Annotated in this window: 16 protein-coding genes; 11 read left to right on the plus strand and 5 right to left on the minus strand. The window is 69.4% G+C overall.

Annotated elements, in window-relative coordinates; genetic code table 11:
• Positions 1-116: 116 nt before the first annotated feature.
• The 3 genes from G9272_RS33120 (at position 117) to G9272_RS33130 (ending at position 4,904) form a co-directional block, all read left to right on the plus strand.
• Positions 117-2,057: an IucA/IucC family protein gene (locus tag G9272_RS33120; RefSeq protein WP_171399915.1), complete on the plus strand. Its 1,941-nt coding sequence runs from the start codon at positions 117-119 to the stop codon at positions 2,055-2,057.
• Between the two features lie 59 nt (positions 2,058-2,116).
• Positions 2,117-2,755, plus strand: coding sequence for a GNAT family N-acetyltransferase (locus G9272_RS33125; RefSeq protein WP_437184385.1), 639 nt, complete (start codon positions 2,117-2,119; stop codon positions 2,753-2,755).
• A gap of 172 nt (positions 2,756-2,927) precedes the next feature.
• On the plus strand, positions 2,928-4,904 hold the full coding sequence (locus G9272_RS33130) for an ATP-dependent DNA helicase (protein WP_171399916.1): 1,977 nt from the start codon (positions 2,928-2,930) through the stop codon (positions 4,902-4,904).
• A gap of 136 nt (positions 4,905-5,040) precedes the next feature.
• On the opposite strand, the gene lexA is transcribed toward G9272_RS33130, so the two are convergent.
• Positions 5,041-5,820, minus strand: coding sequence for a transcriptional repressor LexA (lexA, locus tag G9272_RS33135; RefSeq protein WP_171399917.1), 780 nt, complete (start codon positions 5,818-5,820; stop codon positions 5,041-5,043).
• A 583-nt stretch (positions 5,821-6,403) separates the two neighbouring features.
• Here lexA and nrdR point away from each other — a divergent pair.
• Positions 6,404-6,973, plus strand: a complete 570-nt coding sequence (nrdR, locus tag G9272_RS33140; protein ID WP_171399918.1) for a transcriptional regulator NrdR — start codon at positions 6,404-6,406, stop codon at positions 6,971-6,973.
• A gap of 165 nt (positions 6,974-7,138) precedes the next feature.
• Positions 7,139-10,039 carry a vitamin B12-dependent ribonucleotide reductase gene (locus G9272_RS33145; protein WP_171399919.1) on the plus strand — a complete coding sequence of 967 codons (2,901 nt, stop codon included), beginning with the start codon at positions 7,139-7,141 and terminating at the stop codon, positions 10,037-10,039.
• Between the two features lie 127 nt (positions 10,040-10,166).
• Here the strand turns inward: G9272_RS33145 and G9272_RS33150 are convergent, their stop codons facing one another.
• Complete coding sequence (locus G9272_RS33150; RefSeq protein WP_054243672.1) at positions 10,167-10,700, minus strand: TerD family protein; 534 nt, start codon at positions 10,698-10,700, stop codon at positions 10,167-10,169.
• 156 nt (positions 10,701-10,856) lie between these two features.
• Here G9272_RS33150 and G9272_RS33155 point away from each other — a divergent pair, with 156 nt between their 5' ends.
• From G9272_RS33155 to G9272_RS33165, 3 genes are all read left to right on the plus strand, one after another.
• Complete coding sequence (locus G9272_RS33155) at positions 10,857-11,462, plus strand: YdbC family protein (RefSeq protein WP_171399920.1); 606 nt, start codon at positions 10,857-10,859, stop codon at positions 11,460-11,462.
• A 130-nt stretch (positions 11,463-11,592) separates the two neighbouring features.
• Positions 11,593-12,276, plus strand: coding sequence for a histidine phosphatase family protein (locus G9272_RS33160; protein WP_171399921.1), 684 nt, complete (start codon positions 11,593-11,595; stop codon positions 12,274-12,276).
• The gene (locus G9272_RS33165) at positions 12,266-13,186 is read left to right on the plus strand and encodes an ADP-ribosylglycohydrolase family protein (RefSeq protein WP_171399922.1); all 921 of its coding nucleotides are present in this window, start codon (positions 12,266-12,268) and stop codon (positions 13,184-13,186) included. The genes G9272_RS33160 and G9272_RS33165 overlap by 11 nt, the downstream gene beginning before the upstream one ends.
• A gap of 336 nt (positions 13,187-13,522) precedes the next feature.
• On the opposite strand, the gene G9272_RS33170 is transcribed toward G9272_RS33165, so the two are convergent.
• Positions 13,523-15,070: an MFS transporter gene (locus tag G9272_RS33170; RefSeq protein ID WP_171399923.1), complete on the minus strand. Its 1,548-nt coding sequence runs from the start codon at positions 15,068-15,070 to the stop codon at positions 13,523-13,525.
• A 187-nt stretch (positions 15,071-15,257) separates the two neighbouring features.
• Here G9272_RS33170 and G9272_RS33175 point away from each other — a divergent pair, with 187 nt between their 5' ends.
• The 3 genes from G9272_RS33175 (at position 15,258) to G9272_RS33185 (ending at position 17,383) form a co-directional block, all read left to right on the plus strand.
• Positions 15,258-15,881 carry a TetR/AcrR family transcriptional regulator gene (locus G9272_RS33175; RefSeq protein ID WP_171399924.1) on the plus strand — a complete coding sequence of 208 codons (624 nt, stop codon included), beginning with the start codon at positions 15,258-15,260 and terminating at the stop codon, positions 15,879-15,881.
• Positions 15,882-15,974: 93 nt separating this feature from the next.
• Complete coding sequence (locus G9272_RS33180) at positions 15,975-16,676, plus strand: ribonuclease HII (RefSeq protein ID WP_171399925.1); 702 nt, start codon at positions 15,975-15,977, stop codon at positions 16,674-16,676.
• A gap of 68 nt (positions 16,677-16,744) precedes the next feature.
• A complete protein-coding gene (locus G9272_RS33185) occupies positions 16,745-17,383 on the plus strand; it encodes a hypothetical protein (protein ID WP_171399926.1) in 639 nt (212 codons plus the stop codon).
• A 200-nt stretch (positions 17,384-17,583) separates the two neighbouring features.
• On the opposite strand, the gene G9272_RS33190 is transcribed toward G9272_RS33185, so the two are convergent.
• Both G9272_RS33190 and G9272_RS33195 read right to left on the minus strand, forming a co-directional pair.
• Complete coding sequence (locus G9272_RS33190) at positions 17,584-18,204, minus strand: hypothetical protein (protein ID WP_171399927.1); 621 nt, start codon at positions 18,202-18,204, stop codon at positions 17,584-17,586.
• 355 nt (positions 18,205-18,559) lie between these two features.
• The gene (locus tag G9272_RS33195; RefSeq protein ID WP_171399928.1) at positions 18,560-20,725 is read right to left on the minus strand and encodes a RecQ family ATP-dependent DNA helicase; all 2,166 of its coding nucleotides are present in this window, start codon (positions 20,723-20,725) and stop codon (positions 18,560-18,562) included.
• Positions 20,726-20,777: the final 52 nt, after the last annotated feature.

Below are 20,777 nucleotides of genomic sequence, written 5' to 3' on the forward strand. Positions count from 1 at the left end.
GGCGGTACCGGTGTCGACCTCTCCATCGGTGTGCGACGCCCACGCGACCCGCGGGCGCGCGAGCTCCGCGCCACCGCCTGCTCGCGGCCGACCCCATCACTTCACGAGGAACGATCTTGACCACCTCCTCCCACGAGTCCACCTCCCTCACCTCCCCCGTCCCCCACCAACAGGGGGACGCCGTCCACGTGGCACCGCCGAGCCGCGCCGCCGATCTCCTGGACCACCCGGATCCGCATACGGCGGCCAACGCGGCTGCCGTGGAGAACCTGCTGCGCTGCTGGGTGCGCGAGACGGGCTTGCCCGCGCCCCATGACGGCGTCCTGCGCGTGCCGCTACCCGCCGGCGGCATCACCTTGCTCGCCCCCGTCCACTACTGGTCCCCGACCGGCTGGCACCGCTTCGGCCTCCCGCGCCTGGCCGGCGCACCCGAGCAGTCCCCGCCCGCGGACGCCGTGATGATCGCGGCCCTGCTGGCCCGCGAGACGCTCCGGGACGGTGGACCGTCCGACGGAACCGCCGAAGCCGTGACAGCGGCCCACGCGGGTGCACTCGCGATGGAGCGCGCCACCCCTGCCGAGCCGACGCCCCGTCCCGCGCACACGACCATGAGCAGCGCCGAAGGCATCGACCTCGTCGCACGCGTCGCCGACTCCGTCCGCCGTACCGCGGTGTTCATCGGCGAGCGCCGGGAACGCCCCGTCGACCGACCCGACCTGTTCCTGACCGCCGAACAGGCACTGCTGCTCGGGCATCCGCTGCACCCGACGCCGAAGAGCCGGGAAGGCCTCTCGGACGGCGAAGCACGCCTCTACTCCCCGGAGTCGCGTGGCTCCTTCCCCCTTCGCTGGCTCGCTGTCGATCCCTCCGTGGTCGCCACAGACTCCGCCTGGACCGAAGGCGGCCGTCCCGTCCCAGCCGCCCGGTTGACGGCCCGGCTCGGCGGCGCCGGGCTGCCGTTGCCGACCGGGTTCGCCGCCCTGCCGGTGCACCCCTGGCAACTGCGCGAGGCGCGGCACCGTCCCGAGGTCGAGGCACTGTTCGACGCCGGAATCCTCCAGGACCTGGGCACCCATGGCCCCTTGTGGCATCCGACCTCCTCCGTACGCACCGTCCATCGGTCCGGAGCCCCCGCGATGCTCAAACTGTCGCTGGGTCTGCGCATCACCAACTCCCGTCGTGAGAACCTCCGCAAAGAACTCCACCGTGGTGTCGAAGTGCACCGCCTTCTCCGCGCGGGCCTGGCCAAGCAGTGGCAGGCGGCTCACCCGGACTTCGACATCGTCCGGGATCCGGCCTGGCTCGCGGTCGACGGTGCTGACGGCCTCCCGCTGACGGGCCTCGACGTGATGATCCGCCACAACCCGTTCGCTCCGGCGGACGACGTCTCCTGCATCGCCGGTCTCGTCGCACCCCGACCGGACTCGGCTTCCGCCCACCGCTCCCGGCTGACCGCGATCGTCAGACACCTCGCCGTACGGACTGGCCGGCCGCTGTCGGCTGTCTCCGCCGAGTGGTTCCTGCGCTACCTGGAGCAGGTCGTCCGCCCCGTCCTGTGGCTCGACGGCGAGGCAGGGATCGCCCTGGAGGCGCATCAGCAGAACACGCTCCTCCTCCTGGATCCCGACGGCTGGCCCACCGGCGGCCGCTACCGCGACAACCAGGGCTACTACTTCCGCGAGTCCAGCCGTGCGGAACTCGAGGCCCGGCTGCCCGGCATCGGCGAACGCAGCGACACCTTCGTGTCGGACGACGTCACCGACGAGCGCTTCGCCTACTACCTGGGCATCAACAACGTGCTCGGACTCATCGGCGCGTTCGGATCCCAGCGGCTCGCCGACGAGCAACTGCTGCTCGCCGCCTTCCGGCGCTTTCTCGGCGACGCCGCCTCCGGCCCCCGCCGGCTGCGCGGTTCCTTGCCGGCCCGACTGCTCGACTCGCCCCGCCTGCGCTGCAAGGCCAATCTGCTGACCCGGTTGCACGGCCTCGACGAACTCGTCGGTCCCGTGGACACCCAGTCCGTCTACGTCACCATCGCCAACCCCCTGTACTCCTGAGCCGTCGCCTCACCGGCCACCGACCCCTGCCCTTCTCCGAGGAACACGTCCCACCCGACCTGCTGAGAGGAGCTGCCGTGGCTCCCGCAGAGACAGCCGCCGACAGCCGTACCCTTACCGCCGCCTCCGACCTGCTCGACGGCGTCGGCGGATGGGGGCCTACCGCCACCCCGGCAGGTGCGTTCCGCCTGGTCCCGGTACAGGTCGAGAGAGACCTCTCCCTCGTCTGCCGGTGGATGAACGACCCCGTTGTCGCGGCGTTCTGGGAACTGGCGGGACCCGAATCCACGACGGCGCGACACCTGCGCCGCCAACTCGCCGACGACGGGCGCAGCGTCCCCTGCCTCGGGGTGCTGGAGGGCCGGCCCATGAGCTACTGGGAGATCTACCGGGCGGACCTCGACCCGCTGGCGTGCCACTATCCCGCCCGACCGCAGGACACCGGCATCCACCTCCTCATCGGTGGTGGCGCCGACCGCGGGCGAGGCCTTGGCAGCCGTCTGCTCCGAGCCGTCGCCGACCTGGTCCTCGACAGGAGGCCCGCTTGTGCCCGCGTCGTCGCCGAACCCGACCTTCGCAACATTCCGTCCATGGCCGCCTTCCTGGGCGCGGGATTCCAATTCCTCGCAGAGGTCGACCTGCCCACCAAGCGGGCCGCCCTCATGGTCCGGGACCGGGTCCCGTGTGATCCGTCATGACGCTGAGTGATCGAGCCGTCACATCTGGAACGCCCCTCGCGGCGAATCGGTTCCCGTCCCCGCCGAAGCCCGGCTTCCCCACCCCCACCGAGAAACCCACAGTCTTGATCCGTTCCCTTCCGCCCGCCTTGACCACACGTTTGTCAGTGCCTCGCCGTAGGGTGGTCGCGCTATGACGAAGCCCTCACTCCCCGAACTCCTGCACGCTGCCGTCACCGCTGTCGGCGGCACGGAGCGCCCCGGCCAGGTGACCATGGCCGAAGCCGTCGCCGAGGCGATCGACGACGGCTCCCATCTGCTGGTCCAGGCCGGCACCGGCACCGGTAAGTCGCTCGGCTACCTCGTGCCCGCACTCGCGCACGGGGAACGCGTCGTGGTCGCGACCGCCACGCTGGCCCTCCAGCGCCAGCTCGTGGAGCGGGACCTGCCGCGTACGGTCGACGCGCTGCACCCGCTGCTGCGCCGCCGCCCGGAGTTCGCGATGCTCAAGGGCAGGTCGAACTACCTCTGCCTGCACCGACTCCATGAAGGCGTCCCGCAGGACGAGGAGGAGGGCCTCTTCGACCAGTTCGAGGCGGCCGCACCCACCAGCAAGCTGGGCCAGGACCTGCTCCGGCTGCGGGACTGGTCGGACGAGACCGAGTCCGGTGACCGGGACGACCTCGCGCCCGGTGTCTCCGACCGGGCCTGGGCACAGGTGTCGGTGTCCTCCCGGGAGTGTCTGGGCGCCACGAAATGCGCCTACGGTGCCGAGTGCTTCGCGGAGATGGCCCGCGAGCGCGCCAAGCTCGCCGAGGTCGTCGTCACCAACCACGCGCTGCTCGCCATCGACGCCATCGAGGGTGCGCCGGTCCTTCCGCAGCACGAGGTGCTGATCGTCGACGAGGCGCATGAGCTGGTCTCGCGGGTCACCGGTGTGGCCACCGGCGAGCTCACTCCCGGCCAGGTCAACCGGGCCGTGCGCCGGGCTGTGAAGCTGGCCAACGAAAAGGCCGCCGACCAGCTTCAGACCGCCGCCGAGGGCTTCGAGCGGCTCATGGAACTGGCGCTGCCCGGCCGTCTGGAGGAGATCCCGGAGGATCTCGGGTACGCCCTCATGGCACTGCGTGACGCCGCGCGGACCGTCATCTCGGCCATCGGCGCGACCCGCGACAAGTCAGTCCAGGACGAGGACGCGGTCCGCAAGCAGGCCCTGGCATCCGTGGAGTCCGTGCACGATGTGGCGGAGCGGATCGTCAACGGCTCCGAGTACGACGTCGTCTGGTACGAGCGGCACGACCGTTTCGGCGCCTCCGTACGTGTCGCGCCCATGTCCGTGTCGGGCCTGCTGCGGGAGAAGCTCTTCGCCGACCGCTCCGTGACCCTGGCCTCGGCGACCTTGAAACTGGGCGGGGACTTCAACGGTGTGGGTGCCTCGATGGGGCTGGCCCCGGAGGGCACCGAGGGCGAGGACGTCCCGCAGTGGAAGGGCCTCGACGTGGGGTCGCCCTTCGACTACCCGAAGCAGGGCATCCTCTATGTGGCCAAACACCTGTCGCGTCCCGCGCGGGACGGCGACCGCGGCGACATGCTGGACGAACTGACCGAGCTGATCCAGGCGGCCGGCGGACGCACGCTCGGCCTGTTCTCCTCCATGCGGGCCGCGCAGCTCGCCGCCGAGGAACTGCGCACGCGTGTCCCCGAGTTCCCGATCCTCCTCCAGGGCGAGGAGACACTCGGCGAGCTGATCAAGAATTTCGCGGCGGATCCGAAGACCTGCCTCTTCGGCACGCTGTCGCTCTGGCAGGGCGTCGACGTCCCCGGTCCCAGCTGCCAGCTGGTCGTCATGGACAAGATCCCGTTCCCGCGCCCGGACGACCCCCTGATGAGCGCCCGCCAGAAAGCGGTGGAGGACGCGGGCGGCAACGGCTTCATGGCCGTCGCAGCCACCCATGCGGCGCTGCTGATGGCCCAGGGTGCGGGCCGGCTCGTACGGGCGTCGGGGGACCGTGGTGTGGTCGCCGTACTGGACCAGCGGCTGGCGACGGCCCGCTACGGGAGCTATCTGAAGGCGTCGCTGCCGGACTTCTGGTACACCACGGACCGCAATCAGGTCCGTAAGTCGCTCGCGGCGATCGACGCGGTGGCCAAGCAGGCGGAGGCACAGTGAAGGAGGGGCCGTCCCGCTTCCGGGACGGCCCCTCCTTCATCGTTGATCGGGCACAGCACAGGGCCCCGGAACCGGCGCAGGGATCCCGGGGCCCAGTTTCAGGGGGTGGACGGAGGCGCCCCGTCCACCGCCGTACTCAGACGCGGCGGAGTACGGCCACCACCTTGCCGAGGATGGTCGCGTCGTCGCCCTGGATCGGCTCGTAGGCCGCGTTGTGCGGGAGGAGCCACACATGGCCGTCCTCGCGCTTGAAACGCTTGACGGTGGCCTCGCCGTCCAGCATCGCCGCCACGATGTCGCCGTTCTCGGCGACGGGCTGGCGGCGGACGGTGACCCAGTCGCCGTCGCAGATCGCGGCCTCGATCATCGAGTCACCGACGACCTTCAGGACGAACAGCTCACCGTCACCGACCAGCTGCCTCGGGAGAGGGAAGACGTCCTCGACCGACTCCTCGGCGAGGATCGGGCCACCGGCGGCGATGCGGCCGACCAGCGGGACGTACGACGCGGCGGGCTTGCCGGCGGTGTCCGTGGGCTGCACGGAGCTGGCCTGGTCGGAGCCCCGCACCTCGTAGGCGCGCGGCCGGTGCGGGTCGCGGCGCAGGAAGCCCTTCCGCTCCAGTGCCATCAGCTGGTGGGCCACCGAGGACGTGCTGGACAGGCCGACCGCCTGACCGATCTCCCGCATGGACGGCGGGTAGCCGCGCCGCTGTACGGAGTCCCTGATGACCTCGATCACTCGGCGCTGCCGGTCGGTGAGTCCCGAGCTGTCGGCGCGGATGCCTGGAGGTCGCCCAGGCAGAGAGCGCTTGTGTCCCTCGGGATTCGTGGCTTCGTTCATCGCATGCACCGGCTCGAGTCGGCCCTGGGAGCGGTCCTGGGCAGTGATGGTGGCACTGTCTGCGGTGGTGGTCACGTCGGCCCCTCTCGATTGTCTCCCTGCTGGACAACGGTAGTTGCTTTCGAAAGGTTGCGCCAAACACACGTTCGAGTGAAAAAGCGTGGATAGCCTGACTTGATCACGTGTCTGGGTGTATGGCTAACGTGCCGCCCGGCGGACAAAAGGGCTCATTGTTGTACTCTTCACCGCCGAGACGGATGACCTTGTGAGGTGTGGCCTCAGTCTGCCATCCAACGCCCCGCGGGCCGGGAATTGGCCCCGCTCTGCGCGAGAGTCCCACCTCTCCTCCCTGCGACGCCCACGGTATCGCCGTATCCGGCGCGCCGATACGGGTGCACGCGCGCGTGCACGGGTGGTTTTCGGGTGCTGCGTGTGACGGCGGAATCGCGAGCGGTGAGGTCGCCGGACGCGACACGCGATACGGCCTGGGTGTATGGGCCAAGCCCCCATATGTAGTGGTTGGATTGCACCAGCGGCCCAGAAGTTGTGGTCCCCGGTGTCTTCGGATGCTCATGGATCCCCTATGCTTGGGGCTGCTTCGAGGGGCCCGAGAGGTCCGGCGAGGCCATTGAGTCTGCTGTGAGGAGGGTTGGAGTTCATGCACTGCCCCTTCTGTAGGCACCCCGACAGCCGTGTCGTCGACAGCCGTACGACGGATGACGGCACGTCGATCCGCAGGCGCCGCCAGTGCCCTGACTGCTCCCGTCGTTTCACGACCGTGGAGACGTGCTCGCTCATGGTGGTGAAGCGGTCCGGAGTCACCGAGCCCTTCAGCCGTATCAAGGTCATCAACGGCGTGCGCAAGGCATGTCAGGGGCGGCCTGTCACCGAGGATGCCCTGGCTCAGCTCGGCCAGCGGGTCGAGGAGGCGGTACGGGCCACCGGAAGTGCCGAGTTGACCACCCATGACGTGGGGCTGGCCATACTCGGCCCGTTGCAGGAGCTCGACCTCGTCGCCTATCTGCGATTCGCCTCCGTCTACCGGGCGTTCGACTCGCTCGAGGACTTCGAGGCCGCCATCGCGGAACTCAGGAACCAGACGGCACGCCCCGCCGCGGACGACGACGACCGCGAGGGCGATGCAGGGGCTGTCGTGGGGAGCCGGGAAGACGAAGGCGGGTCCGGAGGGACCGTGCAGGTCCCCGAGCCCGCCCACGCCGCCGACTGACCGGAGGACCGGAACCGGGGTTTCGAGTCCGGGGACGGCCGGGCGGCGGCGGACCAAGACCTGCTGTGGGCGATAGCGCGTGGGGCCCACAGCACAAGACAGAACACCGTGTCACGGGAACAAACGTGGCATTTTAGGGCGTTTTCGCCCGTAGAGGGAGGCGGCATGACAGAGACGGCGAGCGGTCCGGCACGAGGTTCCCGAGCCAAGGGCACCAAGACCACCAAGGGCCTGCGCATCGAGCGCATCCACACGACCCCCGGCGTGCACCCTTACGACGAGGTGGCCTGGGAGCGTCGTGACGTCGTCATGACCAACTGGCGCGACGGCTCGGTCAATTTCGAGCAGCGTGGCGTCGAGTTCCCCGACTTCTGGTCGGTGAACGCGGTCAACATCGTCACCAGCAAGTACTTCCGGGGTGCCGTCGGCACCCCGCAGCGCGAGACCGGCCTCAGGCAGCTGATCGACCGCATCGTGAAGACGTACCGGAAGGCCGGTGAGGACCACAAGTACTTCACCTCGCCCGCCGACGCCGAGATCTTCGAGCACGAGCTGGCGTACGCCCTCCTGCACCAGATCTTCAGCTTCAACAGCCCCGTCTGGTTCAACGTCGGTACCCCGCAGCCCCAGCAGGTCTCCGCCTGCTTCATCCTGGCCGTCGACGACTCCATGGAGTCGATCCTCGACTGGTACAAGGAAGAGGGCATGATCTTCAAGGGCGGCTCCGGCGCCGGCCTGAACCTCTCCCGCATCCGCTCCTCCAAGGAGCTCCTCTCCTCCGGCGGCAACGCCTCCGGCCCGGTCTCCTTCATGCGTGGTGCCGACGCCTCCGCCGGCACCATCAAGTCCGGTGGCGCCACCCGTCGCGCGGCCAAGATGGTCGTTCTCGACGTGGACCACCCGGACGTCGAGGACTTCATCGCCACCAAGGTGAAGGAAGAGGAGAAGATCCGCGCCCTGCGCGACGCGGGCTTCGACATGGACCTGGGCGGCGACGACATCACGTCCGTCCAGTACCAGAACGCCAACAACAGCGTCCGCGTGAACGACGAGTTCATGACGGCCGTCGAGAACGGCACCGAGTTCGGCCTCCGCGCCCGCATGACCGGCGAGATCATCGAGAAGGTCGACGCCAAGGCGCTGTTCCGCAAGCTCGCCGAGGCCGCGTGGGCCTGTGCCGACCCGGGCATCCAGTACGACGGTGTGATCAACAACTGGCACACCTGCCCCGAGTCCGGCCGGATCACCGCGTCGAACCCGTGCAGCGAGTACATGCACCTGGACAACACGTCCTGCAACCTCGCCTCGCTGAACCTGATGAAGTTCCTCAAGGACGACAGCAAGGGCAACCAGTCCTTCGAGGCCGACCGCTTCCAGAAGGTCGTCGAGCTCGTCATCACCGCGATGGACATCTCCATCTGCTTCGCGGACTTCCCGACCCAGAAGATCGGCGAGAACACGCGCGCGTTCCGCCAGCTCGGCATCGGCTACGCCAACCTCGGCGCCCTGCTGATGGCCACCGGCCACGCCTACGACTCCGACGGCGGCCGCTCGCTGGCCGGCGCCATCACCTCCCTGATGACGGGCACGGCCTACCGCCGCTCCGCCGAACTGGCCTCGGTCGTCGGCACGTACGACGGCTACGCCCGTAACGCCGACGCCCACAACCGCGTCATGAAGCAGCACTCCGACGCCAACGGGACGGCCGTCCGCATGGACGACCTGGACTCCCCGGTCTGGGCCGCCGCCACGGAGGCCTGGCAGGACGTGCTGCGGCTCGGTGAGAAGAACGGTTTCCGTAACTCCCAGGCGTCCGTGCTCGCCCCGACCGGCACCATCGGTCTGGCGATGTCCTGCGACACCACCGGCGTCGAGCCCGACCTCGCCCTGGTCAAGTTCAAGAAGCTGGTCGGCGGCGGCTCGATGCAGATCGTCAACGGCACCGTTCCGCAGGCCCTGCGCCGCCTGGGTTACCAGGAGGAGCAGATCGAGGCGATCGTCGCCCACATCGCCGACAACGGCAACGTGATCGACGCCCCCAGCCTCAAGCCGGAGCACTACGAGGTGTTCGACTGCGCCATGGGCGAGCGCGCCATCTCCCCGATGGGCCACGTCCGCATGATGGCCGCGATCCAGCCCTGGATCTCCGGTGCCATCTCCAAGACGGTCAACATGCCGGAGACGGCGACCGTCGAGGAGGTCGAGGAGATCTACTTCGAGGCCTGGAAGCTCGGCGTCAAGGCGCTCGCGATCTACCGCGACAACTGCAAGGTCGGCCAGCCCCTCTCCGCGAAGACCAAGGAGAAGGAGAAGACCGAGGTCACCGAGAAGGCCGAGGAGACGATCCGCACCGCGGTCGAGAAGGTCATCGAGTACCGCCCGGTCCGCAAGCGTCTTCCCAAGGGCCGGCCCGGCATCACGACCTCCTTCACGGTCGGTGGCGCCGAGGGTTACATGACCGCCAACTCCTACCCGGACGACGGTCTCGGCGAGGTCTTCCTGAAGATGTCCAAGCAGGGTTCGACCCTCGCCGGGATGATGGACGCCTTCTCCATCGCGGTCTCCGTCGGCCTCCAGTACGGCGTGCCGCTGGAGACGTACGTCTCGAAGTTCACCAACATGCGCTTCGAGCCGGCCGGCATGACCGACGACCCGGACGTGCGGATGGCGCAGTCGATCGTCGACTACATCTTCCGCCGCCTGGCGCTCGACTTCCTGCCCTTCGAGACGCGTTCCGCGCTCGGCATCCACTCCGCCGAGGAGCGTCAGCGCCACCTGGAGACCGGTTCGTACGAGCCGACCTTCGAGGAGGAGAACGTGGACGTCGAGGGGCTCGCGCAGTCCGCTCCGCGTCAGACGGACCTGAAGGCCGTCGCCACTCCCAAGGCCGAGGTCGAGGTGGCCGAGCCCGCCCCGAAGCAGGCCCACACCAGTGCCGAGCTGGTGGAGATGCAGCTGGGCATCCAGGCCGACGCCCCGCTGTGCTTCTCCTGCGGTACGAAGATGCAGCGGGCCGGCTCCTGCTACATCTGCGAGGGCTGCGGTTCGACCAGCGGTTGCAGCTGATCCCCGCTGTGCCGGTCAGGTCGCGATGATCTGACAAAGGGCGGTGGAGCCGGTTCTCGGCTCCACCGCCCTCGGTGTTTTCCGGAGGTTCCACCGTCCGCGAGGCGTCGGTGGTGCCTCCGTGCCTTCAGGAGTGGCGCACCTGGCCCATGGTCCTGGTGAACGTCGCCGGGTCGTCCTCGAAGCCCTGGACGCCGGAGTGGAACGACCATCCGTCGGACGACTCGCGCAGGAACTCCCCGACCGTCGCCGCGGTCGCACCGAGGACGCCGGCGAAGTCGTCCTCGTCCAGGACGGTGTAGCCCTCCCTTATCCGGAAGGCGGGGTTGAGCACACCGACGAACGTCCTGTGCTCCGGGTTCTGCTGGATGACGACACCGACGACCACGCGCGCGTACCGCGCGTCCAGGCGGTCGAGCTCCAGCGTCATCACCTCGTCCCAGCCGAAGCCCTTGCCGTCCTTGCTGTCCCGGTTGAGGTAGATCGTTCCGTCGGGGGAGCGACTGTCGAAGTGCACCACATAGGCAGGGGCACCATGCGGATCGCTCTCCAGGTAGGTCGCGGCCACGATGTCCAGGTCGGTGGGTGGCTGACCCGTCGGACTCGGGTCCCACTTCAGCGCCATCTCGACTTTGCGGATTCCCTTGTTGAGGCCGCTCACCGGAATTCCCCTCCCCGTTTCCCCGTCTGACATCGCCCCGAACCCGCCGACTCTCAGGGCCGGTTGTCCATCCTGCCACGCGCGCGTGGGCCATCGCAGCGTCGCTCTGTGAACGAGCGTGACCAACGCCACGCCCACTGGCCTTACGATGGCGCGGTGCTGGTCAAGTGGATTCGCTGCACCGTGGTGGACCGCCGCGGTTTCGAACGGGGACAGCGAAAGTGGGCGGGGCTTCTGGGGGAGCCGGGGTTCCGGGGGCAGGGCGGGGGCTGGAGCAGGGGGCGGCCCTCCGTTGCGCATGTCTTCGCGTTCTGGGAGAGCCGTGCCTTCTACGACTCCTTCATGGCGCGTTCCCATGACCGGCTGGCGGCGGCTCAGTCGGGCACTTTCAAGGACGCCCAGGTGCGGCTGTTCGACTACCGCTTCGACGTGAAGACGGGCTTCGAGCCCCGCTTCACCGACTCCGACCTGCTGCGGGTGGCCCTGTGCCGGGTCCACGAGGAACGCGCCGAGCACTTCACCCTCATGCAGGAGAAGGTGTGGAACCCCGCCATGGCCGGCTCGCCCGGCATGATCCGGGGGCTGTTCGCCGAGGCGCCCGGGCACGAGTTCATGGTGCTCTCGATGTGGCGCTCGGAGGCCGAACACGGAAAGTACCGGACCGAACGCGTGGAGCGGCTCGCGCTGCGCGCCCAGACGGAAGCGGACATATCCGCCCTCACCGGTGACATCGTCGAACTCGAGTCGACCTGGACGGTTTGAAAAACGGACTCACTGCCGGATGCGTCGATCGCGTGTTGTATGCGCTTTCTGTTGCGGGATTTGTGTGACCTACGCTGTATGAAGGCCGTACGAGTGCTCAGTCGGCCGTCACCCGATCTAGGGTTTTGGCATGGCACGACCACGGCGCATCGTCCTTGTCCGGCACGGGGAGTCAACGGGCAATGTTGATGACACCGTCTACGAGCGTGAACCCGACCATGCACTGGCCCTGACCGACCGGGGATGGCAGCAGGCCGAGGAGACGGGAAAGACCCTGCGGGAGGTGTTCGGCCGCGAGCGGGTCAGCGTGTACGTCTCCCCCTACCGGCGTACGCATGAGACGCTCCGGGCCTTCCACCTGGACCCCGAGCTCATACGGGTACGTGAAGAGCCCCGGCTGCGCGAGCAGGACTGGGGAAACTGGCAGGACCGCGACGACGTTCGGTTGCAGAAGACCTACCGGGACGCCTACGGGCACTTCTTCTACCGTTTCGCCCAGGGCGAGAGCGGCGCCGACGTCTACGACCGGGTCGGCGGGTTCCTGGAGAGCCTCTTCCGCAGCTTCGAGGCTCCCGACCACCCGCCGAACGTGCTCATCGTGACCCATGGCCTCGCGATGCGGCTGTTCTGCATGCGCTGGTTCCACTGGACGGTCGCGGAATTCGAGTCCCTCGCGAATCCGGGGAACGCCGAGATGCGGATGCTCGTTCTCGGGGACGACGACAAATACGCGCTCGACCGGCCCTTCAACCGCTGGCGAGATCCGGAACCGTACGGGATCACCGGGATAGAGTGGCAGAGCGATGACCGCTGACTCCTCTCCCGACCGGCGCCTGGGGCGCGCGCTGGCCAGCCTGCGCGGCCTCGCCGTGGGTGACGCGCTGGGCTCACAGTTCTTCGTGCCGGTGAACTATCCGTTGCTCCAGCGCCGCGAGCTGCCGCCCGGCCCCTGGCAGTGGACCGACGACACGGAGATGGCCTGCTCCGTCGTGGCCGTCCTGGCCGCCCACCACCGCATCGACCAGGACGCACTGGCCCAGTTCTTCGCGCGGCACCACGACTTCGACCGCGGGTACGGTCCCGCCGTCAACCGGCTGCTGAGGCTGGTCAGGGAGGGTGCCGACTGGCGTGAGCTGTCGGCCGCCCTGTTCAACGGGCAGGGGTCCTGGGGCAACGGCGCCGCGATGCGCGTCGCCCCGCTGGGGGCCTGGTACGCGGACGATCCCGAGCAGGCGACCCATCAGGCCGAGATCTCCGCCTACCCCACGCATCAGCACCGGGAGGCCGTGGTCGGGGCCATGGCCGTCGCCGCGGCCGCCGCGCTGGTCGGCGCCCCCGGAGGGCCGCCCAGCGCCGAGGCGCTCCTGGACGGCGTCGTCGCACTCGTCCCGAAGAGCGCCGTCGGCGCCGGTCTGCGGCGCGCCAGGGACATGCTCGACTACGCCGACGCGGCCACCGTCGCGGCAGTGCTGGGCTGCGGGAGGCGGACGTCTGCCCACGACACCGTCCCCTTCGCGGTCTGGTCGGCGGCACGCGCCCTCGGTGACTACGAGGCGGCGTTCTGGACGACCGCGCAGGTCGGCGGCGATGTGGACACGACGTGCGCCATCGTCGGCGGAATTCTCGCGTCCGGGAAGGCGGGGGCTCCTCCGGAGGAGTGGGCGCGGCAGGTGGAGGCGCTGCCGGGGTGGATGCCCGCGCGCCACGTGATGCCCGAAGCCTGAAAGCGACGCCTGACGTTTTTGACGGCTGAACGCCTCACCGTAGGTCTGGCGTGGTCACGCCGAACGGGGCGGAGCGGCAGCCGTTGCGAACTCTCGGTGTCCGGCGGGAACTCTGTGTGACGGCCCGCGCGTTCCTCGGACATCCGCTGCGCGACCTGTGCGTGCAGGTGGGCGGGTGACCGTGGGACGACATAGGGGGTGCGCGTGCGGTTCGACCTGTTGGCGATCATGTTGGTGTCGGTACCGAGAGGCCGCGCGGGCCGACCCGGAAGCGGTGGACGCGCCTTCGGCATGACAGGCGGTGACGCTCCCGGGTCGGTCGGCGGCGCCGTCCCGTCAGCCGGCCGTGGGGCCCGCCGTGCCGGACAGCGCCTCCAGGTCGCTCTTCTGGATACGGATGACGAACCAGGCCGTCACCAGAGCGAGTGCGGCCATTGCTGCGGCCGGGACGAAGGCCGTCGAGATGCCGTGCGCGAGTACCTCGTGCCCCCAGGGAGCGGGCAACTGGTGCGTCTTGGCGAACTCGGCCTTCTGTTCGGGGGTTCCCTCCGTGAGGAACTTCGGCAGTTGTTTCTCCGCCTCGTCCTTGCTGGCCGTGCCGAAGACGGTCGTCAGGATCGACAGGCCGAGCGAACCTCCCACCTGTTGTGTGGCGTTGAGCAGACCGGACGCGGCGCCCGCTTCGTGCGGGGCGACACCCGAGACGGCGGTGACCGTCACCGTCACGAAGTTCAGTCCCATGCCGAAGCCGAAGACCACCATCGGTCCGAGCACCCCGCCGACGTAGGAGCTGTCGGGACTGATGAAGGCCTGCCAGGTGAGGCCGAGCGCCACCAGCGCGGAACCGACGAGCATGAAGGGCTTGGGGCCGACGGCGGGCAGGAAGCGCTGCGACAGACCCGCGCCCGCAGCGATGGCGACCGTGACGGGGAGGAAGGCGAGACCCGCCTTGATCGGGCTGTAGCCCAGCACGTTCTGCACGAAGAGCACGATGTAGAAGAACATGCCGAACATGGCCGCAGCGAGGCTCAGCATGATCACGTACGTACCGGAGCGGTTGCGGTCGGCGAACATCTTCAGCGGAGTGATCGGCTCCTTGGCCCGCGCCTCCGTGAACACGAAGGCGACCAGCAGGACCAGGGCGACCGCGAAGGCGCTGACGGTCAGACCGTCCCGCCAGCCTTCCTCCGCCGCGCGGATGAACGCGTAGACCAAGGAGGCCATGCCGAGCGTCGAGGTCAGCGCTCCGGCTATGTCGAAGCGTCCGGGGTGGCGTTCGGACTCGCTGATGTAGAGCGGCGTGACGAAGGCGATGAGCACCCCGATGGGCACGTTGACGAACAGCACCCAGCGCCAGTCGAGCCACTCGGTGAGCATGCCGCCCGCGAGCAGGCCGATGGCGCCGCCGCCCGCGGAGACCGCGGCGAAGACGCCGAAGGCCCGGTTCCGCTCCGGCCCTTCAGGGAACGTGGTGGTGATGAGCGCCAGCGAGGTGGGCGACGCGATGGCGCCTCCCACGCCCTGGAGGGCGCGTGCGGCGAGCAACTGCCAGGGTTCCTGCGCCAGTCCGCCCAGGAGCGAGGCGAAGGTGAAGAGAAGGATGCCGGCCATGAACACTCGTCGCCGGCCGAGGATGTCACCCGCTCTGGCACCGAGCAGCAGCAGGCCGCCGAAGGTGAGCGTGTAGGCGCTGACCACCCAGGTGAGATCGGTGGTGCTGAAATTGAGCGAGTCTTGAATGTGCGGGAGCGCGATGTTCACAATCGTCGCGTCGAGTACCACCATGAGTTGGCAGGCCGCGATCACGGTGAGTGCGATGCCGGGGTGTCCCTCCCGACGGGCCGCCCCGGGTTTCTGGTTCTGAGTCAGCTGAGAGGTTGTCACTATGAGTCCCCCACAAGAGCATTAGTGAACGATGGCGTTCACTGGCCCGTCAACGGTAGTGAGTTCTTCATAGTGAACGCAAGCGTTCACTCGCGGCGTCGCCTCGCGGCGTGTCCCCCGTCGCGGTCGCGCAGAGCCTCGCTCCACCCCCTGATCCCCGCTTCCTCTGCTCGCTGGAGATACTCGGATGGTTACTTCGCGCTGGACGGCCGCCCCCGCTCGGGCGTCCTCTCCCCGCCGGCGCGGCGCCGTGCTCGAACGTGCGATTCTCGATGCCACGCTGGAGCAGTTGGGCACCGTCGGCTGGAACGGCCTCACCATGGAGGGAGTGGCGTCCGGCGCTCAGACCGGCAAGGCCGCCGTCTACCGCCGCTGGCCCTCCAAGGAGGCCCTTGTCGCGGACGCCCTGCGGGCCGGATTGCCCCGGCTGGATGCCGTACCCGATCTGGGCAGCGTGCGTGAGGATCTGATGGCGCTGTGCCGTGACGCCCGTGACGCGATGTTTTCCCGTCCCGGTTTCGCCTTGCGTTCGATCATTCACGAATGCGATCCGATCCAGGCGGAACGCTTCCATACCTTGATCATCGAGGGGGTGGTGGAGCCGACCGTGAAACTGCTGCACGAGGTAGTCACCCGCGGAATCGAGCGAGGTGAGGTGCGGTCCGACGCGGCGAATGGCTATGTCTTCGATGCCATTCCGGCCATGATGATGTATCGGTCGAAGATGTGCGGGTGCGAATGGAATGATCGCGAACTCGATGAGATGATCGACCGGCTCATGCTGCCGCTGCTGCGGCCGGACATGCCCTGAGCGCGGATTCGGCGCCGTTGTGATCGGTCGGCGAGGGGCCGGCGCCGACCGGGGTGTCGCGACGGGATCCCGGCGGCGTAATCTAAGGACGCCATGCCGTACGAACCACCCACTCACACCGTCGAGCGCTCCCTCCGCGCCACGACCGGAGCGAAGGTCATTGCCGGTGTCGACGAGGTGGGCCGCGGTGCCTGGGCCGGGCCCGTCACCGTCTGCGCGGCCGTCACCGGACTCCGTCGGCCCCCCGTAGGTCTCACCGATTCCAAGCTGCTCACCGTCAAGCGGCGTAATGAGCTTTCCCAGGAGCTGCTGAAGTGGGTGACGTCGCACGCTCTGGGGCACGCCTCCCCGGAGGAGATCGACGACCTGGGGATGACCGCCGCGCTCCGGCTCGCCGCCGGGCGGGCCCTGGAGGCCCTCCCCGTCCGCCCGGACGCGGTGATCCTCGACGGGAAGCACGACTACCTCGGCGCGCCGTGGAGGGTCCGCACGGTGATCAAGGGCGACCAGTCCTGCGTGGCGGTCGCGGCGGCCTCGGTGATCGCCAAGGTCCAGCGCGACAAAATGATGGCCGAACTGGGTATCGACCATGCAGACTTCGGTTTTGCGGACAATGCCGGGTATCCGTCACCCGTGCACAAGGCCGCGTTGGAGGAGCGGGGACCCACTCCGTTCCACCGGTTGTCGTGGGCGTATCTTGATGCGCTGCCCCAGTGGCGGCACCTCAAGAAGGCCCGTACCTGGGCGAGCGGGAGCGTTCCAGGAGTCGAAGGTCAACTTGGCTTCGACTTCTGACGATTCCGGTCGCACTGATGTGCCACCCGCTGGCGCTTGTCGTACCAACGTTTGATAGATAACAGCTCATGCCTCTCATTCCCCAGGAGCCTCAGATTCACGAGAGTGCCCAGGGTCCCCGCGCCACTCCGGCCAGCGGCCGCACAGCGCCGACCCCTCGACCTGTACCCGGACCCCGTCCCGCGGCTCCGTCGCGTCCCGGTCGTCCCGGACCCGTCCGGCCCACGCCACCGGCGCAACGCGCGCCGCGTGACGTGGCCGCCAAGCCCGGGCCGTCGGCCCCGGCCGCCCCTGCCGTCGCGGCGTCCGCTTCGGTGACTCCCCAGGTCCAGTTGATCCCGGCCTCGGCCGAGGGCGCGCTGGACGCCGCCGAGGAGGCCGTGGACCTCCTCCTGGACTCGGGCCGTACTCCGGGGGACGTGCTGGTGGTCACCACCGGCGAGCAGCACCCCTGGGCCACCCATGAACTGTCCTTCGGCGAGGCGCCCTACTGGGCGCAGCATGACGCGGGAGACGACGTCTTCTACGCCGATGCCGCAGTGGTGGACCGGGCGGGCGTGCGTCCCGTCGTCGTGGTCGCCGTCAACGGCGGACCCGACACCGTGGCCGCCACCGTTCTGCCGCTGGCCCGCGCCAGGGCCGCCGGCCTGCTGATCGTCTGTGGCGACCCGCAGCAGATCAACGCGGCGTTGGGCGCGGGCGTCTGAGCCGGCTCCGGTAGGCCGGTAGGCGCCGGGGTCACGGAGGCGTCGCTGTTGCGGCGCCTCTGTGGTGTGCCCGTGCGGTACGACGTTGCGCGTGCCGGACGGCCCAGGTCCCGGCGCGTGACGATGAATGTCGGCCCCCGGGAGGTTTGCGCCCCTCGGGGGCCGACTTCTATTGCGGGTCCTTGGCCGACAGGCCGCTCTCAGCGGGCAGCCGCGCGACGCAGTACCTCCGAGGCGGCGCCGCCGGTCCGGGGCAGCGGCGGTGGGGCCTCGGACAGGGCGAAGGGTTCCGGAGTCGAATCCGCGTGGGGCCGACGGCCTCCGCGACCCTCGCCGAGGACCTGCCAGCCGTCCCGGGTGAGAGTGATGTACGCCCCACAGCGCAGCCCGTGCAACGTGCAGGCATCTCGCAGACCCCACATCCACGCCCCGTCCTCCTCCGTCCAGCGTGCGTCGCCGTCCCGGCAGTAGAGCAGCACGGCGGTGCGCACGGGCGTGCGCAGCCGCAGGTCGTGCGGGATGACCCGGCGCAGCTGGGCGAGCAGGGCGTTGCGGAACATCCAGCCGTCGGCCGATGCCTGGCGCCGGGTGAACGAGGCGCTGGCCCGCACCCGTTCCTCCGGGTCGAGTACGGCCACGATCGCGGTGGCCGGCCGTGGCCGGTGCCGCGAGTGCAGTCCGCTGACGACTTCCCGCGGGTTGCGCAGCAGCGGGATGCCGGCCGCTGCCCATTCGGCGGGCTCGAGCAAGCGGGTGGCGGAGGTGGCGGACGTGGACGTCGACAACGATGCCGCCGAGGACGGAGCGAATCCGAAGGTCACGATCCTCCCTTCGGCTACGGCCCACACTGCGGGCGGGTCGGATTCGGGGGAGCGCACGCCGCAGCAGAGCCCTACCGGACTACGGGCGAGCCGTGCGGGGAGCGGACCTCAATTCTTCCTGCCGAACTTGGATGCGGCAACGAGCAATTGGGGCCACCGACCGTTATGTGACGATGAGTGACTTATATCCTTACCCAGTGATTCGCGGAAGGACACGTGAGCCGGCAGCTCACGCCTTGTGAGTGCTTCTGGAGCAGCGATTCGACGGGCAGTCACACCGGCACACCGACGCCGAGGCGCCACCGGAAGGCGGCCGGAGACGCTCGGGGCGGGCCTCGTCGGTCGCCACCTGTGGTCAGCCTTGCACGGCCAGTACCAGAGGCAACACCCCGTGCGCGCCCGCGCGACGGAGCATCCGGGCCGCGACCGCGAGGGTCCAGCCCGTCTCGGTGTAGTCGTCCACGAGCAGAACGGGCCCTGGGGCCTCGGTGAGCGCGGCGGCGAGTGCGGGCGGCACCTCCAGCATGCCGTGGAGCGCCTTGAGACGTTGGGCGCTGTTGCTCCGGGAGATCGGTGAGGCGTCAGCGGTGTACTCCACCGAGCCCAGGAGCGGCAGCCGGCCGACTTCGGCGATGCGCGCGCCCAGCGAGTGGATCAACCGCGGTCGGGTGCGGGAGGCGATGGTGACCACGCCGACCGGGCGCGGCGATGCGTCGGCCACCGCGGAGGCCCAACCGCCGGGACCCTTCGCCCAGTCGGCCAGCACCCCCACCACGGCCCTCGCCACATCGTCCGGAACCGGCTCGTCGGAAGCATGGGCAGTGAGCATCGGGCGCAGCCGGTTGCCCCAGCCGATGTCGGAGAGGCGCCCCAAAGCACGCCCGGTCGACGCCTGTTCACCGGCCGGAATGCGCCCCTTGAGCTCCACGCCGATCGCCGGGAGGCCGGTCGGCCACATCCGGCGGGGCTCCACCTCGACGCCCGCGCGGCCCAGGTCCACTCGCGCGGCGTCCAGTGCGGCCGTGGACGTCTCGGCGGCGTAACGCGCCCCCGCGCAGTTGTCGCAGCGGCCGCAGGGCTTGGCGCCTTCGTCGTCGAGCTGGCGCTGAAGGAACTCCATCCGGCAGTCCGTCGTCGACGCGTACTGCCGCATCGCCTCCTGCTCGGCCTTGCGCTGCCGGGCGACCCACTCGTACCGCTCGGTCTCGTACCTCCAGGGCTGTCCGGTCGCGAGCCAGCCGCCCTTGACGCGCTTGACCGCCCCGTCCACGTCGAGGACCTTGAGCATGGTCTCCAGGCGGGAGCGGCGCAGCTCCACCAAGGGCTCCAGGGCGGGCAGCGACACGGGCCGCTCCGCGCGCGCGAGGACATCCAGGGTGCGGCGCACCAGCTCCTCCGACGGGAAGGCGAGCGACGCGAAGTACTCCCAGATCGCCTCGTCCTCCTTCCCCGGCAGCAGAAGGACCTCCGCGTGCTCCACACCACGTCCGGCGCGGCCCACCTGCTGGTAGTACGCGATGGGGGAGGAGGGCGAGCCCAGGTGCACGACGAATCCGAGGTCGGGCTTGTCGAAGCCCATGCCGAGCGCGGAGGTGGCGACCAGCGCCTTGACCTTGTTGGCCAGCAGGTCCTCTTCGGCCTGCTGCCGGTCGGCGTTCTCCGTGCGTCCGGTGTACGAGGCGACGATGTGGCCGCGCTGCCGGAGGAAGGCCGTGACCTCCTCCGCGGCGGCGACGGTGAGCGTATAGACGATTCCGGAGCCGGGCAGGTCGTCGAAGTGATCGGCGAGCCACGCCATCCGGTGAGCGGCGTCGGGCAGCCGCAGCACGTTCAGGCTGAGGCTCTCGCGGTCCAGGGGGCCGCGCAGCACCAGGGCGTCCGAGGTGCCGCCGGTGCCGAGCTGTTCGGCGACATCAGCGGTCACGCGCGCGTTGGCGGTCGCGGTCGTCGCGAGTACCGGTACGCCCGGCGGGAGATCGGTGAGCATGGTCCGCAGCCGCCGGTAGTCCGGGCGGAAGTCGTGGCCCCAGTCGGAGATGCAGTGGGCCTCGTCGACCACGAGCAGTCCGGTCGCGGCCGCCAGTGCGGGCAGTACCTCGTCACGGAAGTCCGGGTTGTTCAGCCGCTCCGGGCTGACCAGCAGGACGTCGACCTCACCGGCGGCGATCTCGGCCTGCACGGTGGCCCACTCCTCGGTGTTCGAGGAGTTGATGGTCCGTGCGTGGATACCGGCCCGGGCCGCGGCCTCGACCTGGTTGCGCATCAGGGCGAGCAGCGGGGAGACGATCACCGTGGGGCCGGAACCGCGGGCTCGGAGCAGGGAGGTCGCCACGAAATAGACGGCGGACTTGCCCCACCCCGTCCGCTGCACCACCAGGGCCCGGCGCCGGTCCGCGACCAGCGCCTCGATCGCCCGCCACTGGTCCTCGCGCAGCCGGGCCACGCCCGTGGCGTCACCGACGAGGCGGGCGAGGACGGTGTCGGCGTCGGCCCGGAGATCCGCGTTGCTCGTGTGCTCCATGCCCCCATACAACAGGACGGCGCTGACAATCCGGTCAGTGACGGGAGGGAGC

The sequence above is a fragment of the Streptomyces asoensis genome (assembly GCF_013085465.1).
GTDB lineage: Bacteria > Actinomycetota > Actinomycetes > Streptomycetales > Streptomycetaceae > Streptomyces > Streptomyces cacaoi_A.